Origin of the sequence: Riemerella anatipestifer (assembly GCF_009670965.2) — a bacterium.
Classification (GTDB): domain Bacteria; phylum Bacteroidota; class Bacteroidia; order Flavobacteriales; family Weeksellaceae; genus Riemerella; species Riemerella anatipestifer_B.
Map to the genome: position 1 here is coordinate 1,154,209 of NZ_CP073239.1, position 13,123 is coordinate 1,167,331.

Consider the following 13,123-nt stretch of genomic DNA (forward strand, 5'->3'; position numbering starts at 1 on the left):
AAAATGTATTTTTGCAATCTAGTTTATAAACAATGAAAAAAATATTAATTGCTCCCATATTTTTAATGAGTTTCTTTTTACAGGCACAAACGCACACGGTAGCCGAGAAAGAGACGCCGTACTCTATCTCCAGAAAGTACGGTTTATCTATAAAAGAACTTTACGAACTTAATCCTGAAATAAAGGATGGAGCTATTAAGATAGGGCAAACCCTTAATGTCGGTAAAAAATCAACTAGACCAAAACAGAAAGTCGTAGATTCTTCTAAGGAGGTTCAGTTGGGCAAAATTATACTGAAGCCAAAACAAACTTTATATAGTTTAACCCGCCAGTACCACGTTACAGAAGCAGAGGTAAGAAAGCTCAATCCAAATTTGGAAATGAAAATAGGAGAGGAAGTGGTATTGCCTTTGGATAAAATTACCAAATACGGAGCGGCTGAATTGGTAACCATTTCTACTACTAAAGAAACTACTACTCCAACCACTACACAGGAAAATTCGTCTGCAGAAAAAGCGACAAAGACATTAGCAGAAGGTGAGTATGAGGTGCAAGCGAAGGATAACTATTATCGCATTATGAGGCAGTTTGGAATTAGTAAGAAAGACCTTTTTGCACTTAATCCAGGCTTAGAAGAAAGTGGGCTGAAAGTAGGGGAAGTCATCAAAGTGAAACATCAGGCTATTGCAAGTTCTACAGAAAGTGCAAAACCAGATTTTTCGGAAACTAAAAAGGTAACTCTTTCTCAAGAAGATTATATTACCTATACCGTTCAGGAAGGTGATACCGTTTTTGGCATTCTCAATAAGTATGATTTAGATTTAGACCAACTCCTAGAACTTAATCCTCAAATTTCAGAGGGCTTAAAACAAGGGATGGTTCTTAAAATAAAGAAATTTAATAAAGCCTATGTTAAGAAAAACACAAATGCACTTAAGGTAGTACTGATGTTACCATTTGGCTTTGATACGGGAGATTCTAAATATAGAGGACTTGCGACGGATTTTCTTATGGGAGCGAAATTAGCAGTGGAGATGAATGCTAGAAAGGGGCAAGAGTTGGATTTTAATATCATAGATGCGGGTAACGAAAAAGCATTTAAGAAGAACTTAATCCAGATAGACCCATCTAATACAGACTTAATTATAGGACCATTATTCAAGTCTAATGTGTTAGAGGTTTTAGATTATGTTAAAGATACTCAAATTCCTGTAGTAGCTCCATTTGCTAATAGTGAGGATATGTATGATTTTGGTAATTTAATCATTGCTGAAACAGACAAAGTTATCTATGCTGATAGGATTGTAAAAGAGGTAAAAGAGGTTTTTTCTAACCAAAAGATTTATATTGTATCAGGGGCAGATACAACAAACGCTGATTATATAAAAACAAAGTTGGAGAAATCTTTAAAGAAAGCGGATATAGTTATAGTAGATAATGCATCTAAAATAGAATTGGAACAGAATATGATGACAGGGCAAAGCTCTCCAGTAATAGCTATTTTAGCAAGTGATGACGATGCTGTTGGTAATGCGTTTGCTTCTAGGCTGATTAATTTATCTAAAGAAACTAAAGGCATCAAAGCGTTTAGTATGTTCTACACGCCGGCTTTTGATAAAAAAGTAGATGAGTTAAGTCAAGCTAGTTTGGTGTATATTATGGATAGAAAAATAGATTCAGAAGGAGATTTTGAAAAAGAAGTTTTAGCCGCTTATAAATCCAAATATTGTAAAACACCTTCTAAATATGCTATAGTGGGGTTTGATATTGTTAATGATATGCTCTCAAGAGAAAATAAAAAAGGAGAAATCTTTAAACAAATGGGACAAACCCAGACTCAGCTAGCTACAAAATTTGAATTCCAAAGAATAAAACCTAACGGAGCTTATGTAAATGTAGGTTATCGTGTAGTAAGACTTTTACCATAAATTTAATAAAAAACTAAAGAGATAATCTTTGAAAAAATAAGTATGAAAGCATTAGTGTTCCCAGGACAGGGGTCTCAGTTTGTAGGAATGGGACAAGAACTGTACGACAGTAGAAAAGATATTAAAGACTTAATGGAGTTTTCTAACGAAATATTAGGTTTTAATATCCTAAAAATTATGTTCAATGGTTCGGAAGAAGATTTAAAACAAACCAGAGTAACGCAACCTGCGATATTTATACATTCAGTAGCAGCAGTTAAGGCTATAGATGCTACGGGGGTTCAGATGGTGGCGGGACATTCTTTAGGAGAATTTTCGGCATTGGTGGCGAGTGGTGTTTTATCCTTTGAAGACGGGTTAAAATTAGTAGCACAAAGAGCGGATGCAATGCAAAAAGCATGTGACGCTAATCCTTCTTCTATGGCGGCTATTTTAGGTTTAGAAGATGAAAGAGTGGAGGAGATTTGTAATCAAATAGATGGCGTGGTAGTACCTGCAAATTATAACTGTCCTGGGCAATTAGTAATCTCTGGAGAGACCAAAGCGGTGGAGGAAGCCTGTGCTAAACTCAAAGAAGCAGGAGCGAAGAGAGCATTGCTATTGCCTGTTAATGGGGCGTTTCACTCACCACTAATGAAGCCTGCACAAGACCAACTTGCAACAGCGATAGAAAATACAAAATTCAGAAAGGCAAGTTTTCCTATTTATCAGAATATTACGACTACAGCAGTGGCTAATGAGGAGGAAATCAAACAAAACCTCATCGCACAGCTTACGGGATCTGTAAAGTGGACACAGTCTATCCAAAATATGATTAAAGATGGTGCAACTTCTTTTGTAGAAGTAGGTCCAGGTAAAACATTACAAGGGTTAATCAAAAAAATAAATTCAGAAGTAGCGGTATCTTCTGCGATGTAAAAAGGATTAGTAAACGAATTTTCATTAAAAAACTTGCACTCTTTTATTTAAGGGTGTAAGTTTTTTTATGAGAACTAACATGATCTAAACGAACTCTTTAAGAAGTTGGGTTAGTGTGTTTACATCGTGTACGCCACTACCTTTCCATAGAAGTTCACTGTTTTTAAAAATCATAAGAGTGGGTACACTTCTTACGCTGTATTCGTTAGCGATAGACGGGTAATTATCAATATCTATTTTTACAATTCTAGCTGTATTTCCCACATTTTCTTTCACGGTGTTGAGTACCGAAGACTGTACCTTGCAAGGCTGGCACCAAGTGGCAAAAAAGTCTATAAGCACAGGTTTAGGAGATGCTATGAGTTCTTTAAATTTTTGAGACATAACTTTTATTTTAAGATTTTCTTTTGAAGTGAGTCCCAGCCTCCACCATTATAAGCAGTAAAGCCATTATTAGACAAGATGGATTTTGCCGAAGCACTACGCATACCACTGGCACAACAGGTAATTACAGGTCTGCTTTTATCTAAGCGGTTGAGATTTTGTTTTAGCTCTTGCAATGGGATATTGACGGAATTGAAAATATGCCCTGAATTATACTCGGCTTTAGTTCTCACATCTACTATTTGAGCTCCCTTTGCGGCTAAATCTTGAAAATCTGTGGTGTTTCCTCCAAAAAGTTTTTTTATAAAGTTTAACATAAACAATATCTATTAAGATTTAGTACAAAGCTAAAATATTATTTTCAGCTTTTAAAATAAAACTATGATTATTAGCAGTTTTTGTTGAAAAAACTTGTACACTTTGCTAAAAGGTTATAAGTTTGCACTAGTTTTTGTAGCGTAGCTGTAATACGGCTAATAATTATACATAAAACACGGATAGTTAAAATAATTGTGTAAACACACACACAAACACACACAAACCACAATTATTATGCTTTCTTATACGAATGTTTCGTTATGTGAGCCTTACCCTGTATTCTTTTCAAGAGTTTATGGGGTTTTTGTGCGTGCTTATATTTTATGTTTATTACACTTTAATTTTCATATTTCTATACTAGGAGCACCGTTATTTCATAAGCTTAATTTGTTGTTGTTTTTGTTTGGTGTTCCTAGTTTTTGGAATATTAGAAGAGAATTCTCGAAAATCTCAATGTTTCTTTCTATTCATTGTCTTAGAGAAAAATTTTCTAAGAAATTGTTTATATCGGTAAAAAATAAATATTAATTCAAACAAAAAATAAAGTTTATGAAAACAAGAACGACTAAATTAAGCATGTTAGCTTTTATTGGCTTAGGATTATCAGCTTATGGACAAGTGGGTATTAATAATCCAGATCCTAAAGCTACTCTACACATTGATGCTAAAACTACTACAGGAAGTACCAATGAGGGGATTCTTATCCCTAGGGTAACTACAGCAAAGGCACAAGCTATGACAGGAGCAGAAGAGGCTACTTTAGTGTATATTTCTGATGGAGTGGTTGGTACAGGAGTAGCATCGGAGGTAAGCGGTAAAGGATTTTATTTTTTTGATAAAAGTACACAGAAGTGGAATAAATTAGGTGTCTCCTCTAGTGCAACCTCTACCGTTGGGGCTACAATATATAAAACTAGGGAAGTTCAGGGAGGTGGAACTATAACATTGGCAGCAGATGATTATTTTCTGATAAAAAAAGATTCGGGAGAAGTTACTTGGACTTTTGATACTGCGGGTGTTGTTAATGGTAGAAAGATTTGTATATTTAATGATGCTCCAGGAACATCGGGCTCTACATTAAAAATATCTCCGCAACCTAGAGGATTGTACGGAGGAGCTATTTTTCAGAATAGTGGTTTGTGTTATATATATTATGGTGGTAAATGGTATGGTTCAGAGGGAGGTAATTAATAAAAAAAATTCTATTATGAAAAAACATATATTATTAGCTGCGGTTGCTCTTGGAAGTATTGCATTTGGTCAAGTTAGAACTAATTCTATTGTTAATCAAGAAGTATTGTCTAATAGTACTGCATTTATGGATGCTTCGTCCTCTCCAGATTGGAACAGTTCAATCAATCTCGGTAAGGGATTAATATTCCCTAGAGTAGATTTAGTTCAGCTTACAGCTTTATCTAGTGTAGGCTCTGGTGGACCTGCTAACTATCCTACTCGTATGGATGGTATGTTAGTTTATAATGTAGGAACTGGTAAGTCTGGTTTGGGAGGGGTAGACGTAGTTCCAGGCTTTTATTATTATGAAAATAAAAGTACTACGCTAAATGGTGGTACTTGGAAGCCACTAGGTGGTGCCACCACTCTAGCAGGAGCAGATGGTAAAAGTGTGCTTAATGGTACTGCAGAGCCATTATCTACTGTGGGTACTGTAGGAGATTTTTATATCAATACGGCTACCAATCAAATCTATGGTCCTAAAACCGCTAATGGTTGGGGTGCAGGGACATCTCTTGTAGGACCGACTGGACCTAAAGGGGACCGCGGTTTAACGGGGCCCGCTGGACCACAAGGACTGCAAGGGTTGGCAGGACCAATTGGACCTTCAGGTGCGAAAGGTGATAAAGGAGATACAGGAGCAGTAGGACCGCAGGGACCACAAGGTATTGCAGGGGCTAAAGGGGATAAGGGAGACGTAGGACCACAAGGACCTAAAGGTGATAAAGGAGATACAGGAGCAGCAGGCCCGCAGGGACCACAAGGTCCTAAAGGAGACAAAGGAGATACAGGAGCAGTAGGAGCCACTGGCCCTAGAGGTTTAACAGGTCCAGCGGGAGCTACTGGAGCACAAGGTTTTTCTATGTTATCTGGAACAGGTGCACCAGCTTCAAATTTAGGAGTTAATGGAGATAGTTATATAGATGCTACCACAGGAACTGTTTATAAAAAGAGCTCTGGTAGTTGGACGAGTACAGGACAAACGTTGAAAGGCCCACAGGGTGTTTCAGGACCTAGAGGAGCAGTAGGCCCACAGGGACCACAAGGTATTGCAGGAGCTAAAGGGGATAAGGGAGATGTAGGGCCACAAGGTCCTAAAGGAGACAAAGGAGATACAGGAGCAGTAGGAGCCACTGGCCCTAGAGGTTTAACAGGTCCAGCGGGAGCTACTGGAGTACAAGGCTTTTCTATGTTATCTGGAACAGGCGCACCAGCTTCAAATTTAGGAGTTAATGGAGATAGTTATATAGATGCTACCACAGGAACTGTTTATAAAAAGAGTTCTGGTAGTTGGACGAGTACAGGACAAACATTGAAAGGACCACAGGGTGTTGCAGGACCTAGAGGAGCAGCAGGCCCGCAGGGACCACAAGGTCCTAAAGGAGACAAAGGAGATACAGGAGCAGTAGGAGCCACTGGCCCTAGAGGTTTAACAGGTCCAGCGGGAGCTACTGGAGCACAAGGTTTTTCTATGTTATCTGGAACAGGCGCACCAGCTTCAAATTTAGGAGTTAATGGAGATAGTTATATAGATGCTACCACAGGAACTGTTTATAAAAAGAGCTCTGGTAGTTGGACGAGTACAGGTCAAACCTTAAAAGGAGCGACCGGAGCTCAAGGGATTCAAGGACCTGCAGGACCACAAGGTCTTAAAGGAGACAAAGGAGATACTGGTGCAGTAGGAGCAACAGGACCAAGAGGTTTGACAGGTCCTCAGGGAGTAGCAGGACCAGTAGGCCCACAAGGACCTAAGGGAGACAAAGGAGATACAGGAGCTGTAGGGGCAACGGGCCCAAGAGGTTTGACAGGTCCTCAGGGACCAGCAGGAGTTATCACTGCTACCAATGGACTTATCTATACTGCCAATACACAAACGATGTCATTACCGACAGCAACTACGGGGCAAGTATTAAAATGGAATGGTTCTGCATGGGCACCTGCAGCAGATAATAATACAAATACAACATACACAGGTTCTACCTCTATTACTTTAAGTGGGACATCGTTCCAAAGAGCAGCTTTAACAGGAGACGTTACGGCAGCAGTTAACAGCAATGCTACTACGATAGCCAACAACGCGGTGACTTCTGCAAAGATTGCCGATGGTACAATTGTAGCGGCAGATATTGCCAATGCTACGATTACCGCCGATAAACTGAACCAAATGAATGCAGCGAACGGTCAGGTATTGAAATGGAACGGAACGGCATGGGCCCCAGCGGCGGATAATAATACAAATACGACGTATTCTGCAGGAACGGGTTTAACGCTTAGTGGAACCACATTTAGTCATTCGGCGCATACGGGAGACGTAACGGGTGCAACGGTATTGACGATAGCCAATAATGCGGTTACGAATGCTAAAATTGCAGACAATGCAGTTAATTCGGCCAAGATTGCCGATGGTACAATTGTAGCGGCGGATATTGCCAATGCTACAATTACAGCCGATAAGCTGAACCAAATGAATGCAGCGAATGGTCAGGTATTAAAATGGAACGGAACGGCATGGGCACCAGCGGCAGATAATAATACGAATACGACTTACTCAGGCTCTACTTCTATCACTTTAAGCGGGACTTCGTTCCAAAGGGCGGCATTAACGGGAGATGTTACGGCAGCGGCGAATAATAATGCCACTACTGTAGCCCGTATCCAAGGACGTAATGTAGCTAACACAGCACCGGCTAATGGTCAGGTATTAAAATGGAATGGAACGGCATGGGCACCAGCGGCAGATAATAATACAAATACCACCTACTCGGGCTCTACCTCTATTACATTAAGTGGAACCTCATTCCAAAGAGCGGCTTTAACGGGAGATGTTACAGCAGCGGCGAATAATAACGTGACTACGGTCGCTCGTATCCAAGGTCGTAATGTAGCTAATACAGCACCAGCTAACGGTCAGGTATTAAAATGGAATGGAACGGCATGGGCACCAGCGGCAGATAATAATACAAATACCACCTACTCGGGCTCTACCTCTATTACATTAAGTGGAACCTCATTCCAAAGAGCGGCTTTAACGGGAGATGTTACAGCAGCGGCGAATAATAACGTGACTACGGTCGCTCGTATCCAAGGTCGTAATGTAGCTAACACAGCACCAGCTAATGGTCAGACTTTAACATGGAATGGAACGGCTTGGACACCTTCTGGAGGTTTACGTACAGTTACTACCAGTGTAACACTTGCGACAACGGATAATGGCGGTTATGTTTATGTTAATAGTGCTTCTGCAGTTACGGTAACTGTACCGAGTACTTTGCCTGCAGGATTTAGTTGTGTTATTGTGCAGAAAGGTGCCGGTCAGGTGATGGTAGCAGGTTCTGGAGTTACTTTAGAAACGGCTAGAGGAACCAAAACCAGAGCTAGATTCTCCTCAATAGGTGTAATTAAAGATACTGCTAATACAGCGACGATTACGGGAGATGCGGTTAACTAAGTGAGAATGATAAAAGGGCTTTAAAGCCCTTTTTTAAAAAATATCTTTATGAAAAACAAAATCATTTATTTAGTAATACTTGCTATTACTTTGCAATTTTTTAAAGCCCAAGTGGTGTTGCAAGCGTTGGATGCACCTAGTAGTATGCAGTTACCTGATGGATGGACTTTAGAAGTACAACCGATTAGATATTTAGCATCGGTGTATGATAATAATTATTATCCTATGAATGTATTGGATTTAAGTTCGCAGCCTCCTACTGCTCAGCTTGGTAGTCAAAATGCAAATGCAACTACGGATCCATTGCTAAACTATCAAGGGCGAATAGGAGCATATAATGTATCTGGAGGGAGTTTTAGTTTGAAGATTCAAGAGGCTTTTGATAGAAGAATATACCATGTGCCAATAACGTTTATAAATGAACTACAGAATGATTATTCTTTCATGACTTTTGATTATGGAAATAATAAAATTATATCAGAAGCCATAATTCCAGCGATGTATATCAAGAATGCAAACACTGATAAAAAAGTTTATTTACAATTATATTGGGGAGATGAATTAAGGTTGTTAACTACAGATAACAAACGTATAGAGGTAAATGCATTTATTTGTGCAGAAGAACCTATAGAATTGGTTCAATTGGACATGAACCGAGGGATAGGTCAAGACGGTAAAGGTATTTTATTGACTACTTTTAATATTAGCTTTACTACCTCTAAAGGGGTAATGTCTAAACCTCTTGAACTTCGTCTTTTACCTGCAATACCGGATCGTTATGCAGATCAGAAGACGAGTTCTTATGCAGGGACATGGGCAGCGGATGAATATGAGCATGATATGTTTTACATGCCTATTACGGGACCTGATGGGAAAACATGGTTGAGTAATGATTTAGGAGCTGGATACTCTCAGCTAATGTCGTATTATTTTAACCCTTTGTATCGAAGTGGATCAACACATTACAGTACAGGTCTTCCCATATCAGACCCAACAATTTATGAGATTAAAAGGGACTTTAGAGGGCGTGGTTCCCTTTTTCAATGGCAACGTATTGCTGATGGACATGAATTGAAGTTTCACACATCGCAGCATGATACTAAAAGTAAGTATACTACCATTTCTACAATCGCTTCAAACTCCTGGGTTGATGCTGGCACAAATAAAGTTATTGAATCAGAATATAAAAGATGGTGGATTTCACCTGAAACATTACATGTTGGACCACATGATCTATGGAAGTCGGGTGGTTCTAATAACCCTTGTCCATTAGGTTATCATGTGCCTACGGGGAACGAACTAAATGATTTGACTGCTATTATAGTGGGTAATGATCCCCAAATCGCTCTAAGCTTTATAACTAATTCAAAAATTTGGGATGATAAGGAGTTTAGGTTCAGTACATTGTATGATGTGTGTGTGAATGTTGATGGAGCTTGTGAAGAGGATGCCAAAGGGAGCAGAGGATCTATTTATGCTACCAGTTCGTTTGGACCTTGGAGGGATAATGTTTATGGATTAATATTTACACCTCGAGTGTATTTACCACCGAAATTCTTAGTAACTGATAGAAGCCCAGTTCTTGACAAATCATATATCCGCTGTCGTAAGGATTAACTGTGTGTTCTCTGTGGTTTGTTACCGATCAGTCTTATAGGTTTCAGTAATGCCATGGGACATGGGACTTCCTAAAAAGAGTCATCAAAAAATTCCTAAATGTTATTGGTAAAGGGTAGTCCTGTTGAAAAGGTTTTATTTAGATGAAAAGATTAATAAATTATGAAAAACAAAATCATTTACTTGCTAATACTTGCTGTTACTTTACAGTGGAGCAAAGCCCAAGTGGTATTGCAAGCGTTGGAAGGACCAGACTGGGAGATGGAAGTCCAAAGTGTTAGATATTTGGCGTCGGTTTATGATAATAATTACTATCCAATGAATAGTTTAGATCTAGCATCACAACCGGTTACGGCTCAATTGGGGAGTCAAAATGCTAGATTTAGTTTATCTAGAGATCCTCTGCTGAATTATCAGGGACAAATAGGAGCCTATAATGTACCTAGTGGGAGTTCTTTTTTAGGCATTCAAGAAGCATTTGAAAGGAAAATGTATCATGTACCAATAAAGTTTATAAATAAATTAGGAGATGGCTCCTATATGGTTATTGATTACAGTAAAAATAAAATTATAGCGGAAGCTACAATTCCAGCGCGGTACATAAAGAATTCGGCTACCGATAAAAAAGTTTATTTACAATTATATTGGGGAGAGCAATCAGGGAGAGCGTTTAGGAGTGAATCGAATATAGAGGTTGATGCATTTATATGTGCTGAAACCCCTATAGAGTTGGTTCAATTGGATATGAATAGAGGGATGGGTCAAGATGGAAAAGGTATTTTATTAACCACATTTAATATCACATTTAATACTTCTATGGGGGTAATGAGGAAACCTCTTGAACTCCGTCTTTTACCTGCAATCCCTGATCGTTATGCAAATCAAAAAACGAATTCTTATGCGGGAGCGTGGGCAGCAGACAAATATGAGCATGATATGTTTTATATGCCTGTTATAGGATCTGACGGGAAGGTTTGGTTGGGTAATAATTTAGGGGCAGGATATTCTCAATTGATTTCGTATTATTTTAATCCGTTACACCAAGCGGGAGCAACAGATAGTGTAACTGGTCAGCTTTTAACTGAGCCTACCACTGACCAAATTAAGCGAGATTGGCGAGCTTACGGTTCTCTTTATCAATGGCAAAGGAAATCGGATGGTCATGAGCTTATAAATTGGATGTCCTCAACGGTAGGAGCACCAGCATATCCAGGTATAGGTTCTGTCTCTAATTCTTGGACGGATGCAGGAACAAATAAGTTTATTATCGCTGAATTTCATGAATCATGGGCTTCTTTACCAGCAGATCAACCAGCAGAACTTCATAATTTATGGCAATCAGGTGGTAGTAATAATCCTTGTCCTGTAGGATACCATGTACCAAATATGTCTGAATTATCAACTATGGTAAATTCTATTGCTGGAGGACAGCGAACTACCGTTTGGGCTGATCGTAAGCTACGTCTACCTGCAAATGGGAGTCGCAATTTGCGCGATGGTGGAATATATTTAACTCAAGCAAACGGGGCGACCTATTGGAGTTCATACGCAGATCATGAATGGTATGCTGGGTATCTAGACTCGTGGATGGATTATCCAGCGGAGGCTAGCCAATATATGCAGGTTACATATGGTTTTGGTGTACGTTGTATAAAGGATTAACTGGATAAGTTTGTCCCCTTCCCCTTTTACCAATGTCTTTTGGGAAAGACTTGGCGAGGGGGTACTCCCTTTGAAAAAGCTCTATTTGGATGTATAAAAGATTAATAAATTATGAAGAATAAAATCACATTTTTACTCATACTGGCTGTTACTTTGCAATGTTTTAAAGCCCAAGTGGTATTGCAAGCGTTGGATGCGTATTTCAGTGTAACGTTGGAAAGTGGGAAGAAACGCATTGCTTCGATTTACGATGCCGATTATTTTCCTTATAACATTAACCCCCGTTCGGCTGCCCTTTGGCAAAGGGATATTGCAGCGGATGGAATTCCGGAAGCCTTGGTGATAGACCATCAGGGAAAAATCACCACTACGGGCTTACGGGTAGGTATTCCCGTAATGGTACAAGGCAACGGGATTCTTCCCGCTTATAGTACGGATATTACTATACCGGTTACCTATACGGAGGACGGGAACAGCCGTGTCCTTCGCTTTTCGTGGGAAGCCCAATCTGTAACCTCTGCAACCACTTACATTGTAGCCACTATTCGCTCGTTGGGAGGCGATTTGCTGATTAAGAAATTGGATATGAATATGGGCTTTGGTACCGATGTAGAAGGCTTGCTAATGGGCGCTTTCAGCTATCCCTACCGTTATGCGGGTGTTTTTTCCGCTACTAATGTCCAATACAAACTTTATGCGGTAACGGGGATTCCCGACCGCTGCCTTGGAAAGACCACTTCCGCCTGTGTGGGGTATGGGGTTAATGAAAGAGAACACGATTTTGTCTATACACCTCTTGTAGGTCCGGACGGCAAAGTATGGCTGGGGAATAACCTTGGGGCAGAATATGCCAAGTACGGTTCAACTTGGTTTGATCCTGCCGCTCAAGCGGGAACCTTGGACGCTAATACAGGCCAGCCGTTAGACTCCCCCAATGCAGACCAAATAAAAAAAGACTGGCGAGCGTATGGTTCGCTCTTCCAATGGCAAAGAAAGCCGGATGGTCATGAGTTGATTAATTGGGCTCCATCTGTACCTTTAACGCCTAAGTACAATTCTACATATAACTTGGCTAATTCGTGGACTTTCCCGAACACCAATTTGTTCATATCAAACGGTAATGCAGATTTTTCGTGGGTAAACAATGCAATCAACGGGAAAACCAATAACCTTACCTTATGGCAAGGAAATGGCGAGAACAATCCATGTCCTGTGGGTTATCATGTGCCCACTCATTCAGAATTACACACGGTGATTTACAAAATGCTCGGGTATGACGAGAATAATACTCCATCATTGATTGATGTCGCGAGGTGGGCTAATGAACGGGTAATGAAGCTGCCCGCGCCAGGATTAAGGAACTTCGACGGAATGCTGCAAGACGGTGATATCGTACATATGTACTGGACCTCGACGGAAGGCAGGGTGATCTGGAATGCATTTGGGACAAAACGTATCGGCCGATCAAGAGCTTTATCATATACGGGTGTGATATTAAGAGTTGACGAAATTGGATGGGATCGGGCAACCGGCATGAGTGTGAGATGCCTGCAAGATTAGCCCTCAAGTTCATTTTGGTTATGCCTCCGGTCCACCGCAAGTTTTAAAAGCCTAA

The 13,123-nt window shown here is 40.0% G+C and carries 9 protein-coding genes; 7 read left to right on the top strand and 2 right to left on the bottom strand.

Features of this window, described 5'->3' with window-relative positions; all coding sequences use genetic code 11:
- Positions 1-32: 32 nt before the first annotated feature.
- Positions 33-1,928: an amino acid ABC transporter substrate-binding protein gene (locus tag D1J36_RS05305; RefSeq protein ID WP_154137505.1), complete on the top strand. Its 1,896-nt coding sequence runs from the start codon at positions 33-35 to the stop codon at positions 1,926-1,928.
- A gap of 42 nt (positions 1,929-1,970) precedes the next feature.
- A complete protein-coding gene (gene fabD, locus D1J36_RS05310) occupies positions 1,971-2,846 on the top strand; it encodes an ACP S-malonyltransferase (RefSeq protein ID WP_154137506.1) in 876 nt (291 codons plus the stop codon).
- An 84-nt stretch (positions 2,847-2,930) separates the two neighbouring features.
- Here fabD and D1J36_RS05315 read toward each other — a convergent pair whose 3' ends face one another.
- Positions 2,931-3,230 (bottom strand): thioredoxin family protein, encoded by a 300-nt coding sequence (locus tag D1J36_RS05315; protein WP_154137507.1) that lies wholly within the window; start codon positions 3,228-3,230, stop codon positions 2,931-2,933.
- Between the two features lie 5 nt (positions 3,231-3,235).
- Positions 3,236-3,547: a rhodanese-like domain-containing protein gene (locus tag D1J36_RS05320; RefSeq protein WP_154137508.1), complete on the bottom strand. Its 312-nt coding sequence runs from the start codon at positions 3,545-3,547 to the stop codon at positions 3,236-3,238.
- 550 nt (positions 3,548-4,097) lie between these two features.
- Between D1J36_RS05320 and D1J36_RS05325 the strand changes: the two genes are divergently transcribed.
- The 5 genes from D1J36_RS05325 to D1J36_RS05345 all read left to right on the top strand — a co-directional run bounded on the left by D1J36_RS05325 (position 4,098) and on the right by D1J36_RS05345 (position 13,068).
- Complete coding sequence (locus tag D1J36_RS05325; protein ID WP_154137509.1) at positions 4,098-4,739, top strand: hypothetical protein; 642 nt, start codon at positions 4,098-4,100, stop codon at positions 4,737-4,739.
- Positions 4,740-4,755: 16 nt separating this feature from the next.
- Positions 4,756-8,229: a hypothetical protein gene (locus D1J36_RS09895; protein ID WP_289202849.1), complete on the top strand. Its 3,474-nt coding sequence runs from the start codon at positions 4,756-4,758 to the stop codon at positions 8,227-8,229.
- Between the two features lie 48 nt (positions 8,230-8,277).
- Positions 8,278-9,846 (top strand): hypothetical protein, encoded by a 1,569-nt coding sequence (locus D1J36_RS05335; RefSeq protein WP_154137511.1) that lies wholly within the window; start codon positions 8,278-8,280, stop codon positions 9,844-9,846.
- A gap of 162 nt (positions 9,847-10,008) precedes the next feature.
- Complete coding sequence (locus D1J36_RS05340) at positions 10,009-11,508, top strand: FISUMP domain-containing protein (protein WP_154137512.1); 1,500 nt, start codon at positions 10,009-10,011, stop codon at positions 11,506-11,508.
- Positions 11,509-11,619: 111 nt separating this feature from the next.
- Positions 11,620-13,068, top strand: coding sequence for an FISUMP domain-containing protein (locus tag D1J36_RS05345; RefSeq protein WP_154137513.1), 1,449 nt, complete (start codon positions 11,620-11,622; stop codon positions 13,066-13,068).
- Positions 13,069-13,123: the final 55 nt, after the last annotated feature.

Coding starts and splice junctions, on each gene's coding strand:
- D1J36_RS05305 (WP_154137505.1), top strand. CDS start 33: ATGAAAAAAATATTAATTGCTCCCATATTTTTAATGAGTTTCTTTTTA.
- fabD (WP_154137506.1), top strand. CDS start 1,971: ATGAAAGCATTAGTGTTCCCAGGACAGGGGTCTCAGTTTGTAGGAATG.
- D1J36_RS05315 (WP_154137507.1), bottom strand. CDS start 3,230: ATGTCTCAAAAATTTAAAGAACTCATAGCATCTCCTAAACCTGTGCTT.
- D1J36_RS05320 (WP_154137508.1), bottom strand. CDS start 3,547: ATGTTAAACTTTATAAAAAAACTTTTTGGAGGAAACACCACAGATTTT.
- D1J36_RS05325 (WP_154137509.1), top strand. CDS start 4,098: ATGAAAACAAGAACGACTAAATTAAGCATGTTAGCTTTTATTGGCTTA.
- D1J36_RS09895 (WP_289202849.1), top strand. CDS start 4,756: ATGAAAAAACATATATTATTAGCTGCGGTTGCTCTTGGAAGTATTGCA.
- D1J36_RS05335 (WP_154137511.1), top strand. CDS start 8,278: ATGAAAAACAAAATCATTTATTTAGTAATACTTGCTATTACTTTGCAA.
- D1J36_RS05340 (WP_154137512.1), top strand. CDS start 10,009: ATGAAAAACAAAATCATTTACTTGCTAATACTTGCTGTTACTTTACAG.
- D1J36_RS05345 (WP_154137513.1), top strand. CDS start 11,620: ATGAAGAATAAAATCACATTTTTACTCATACTGGCTGTTACTTTGCAA.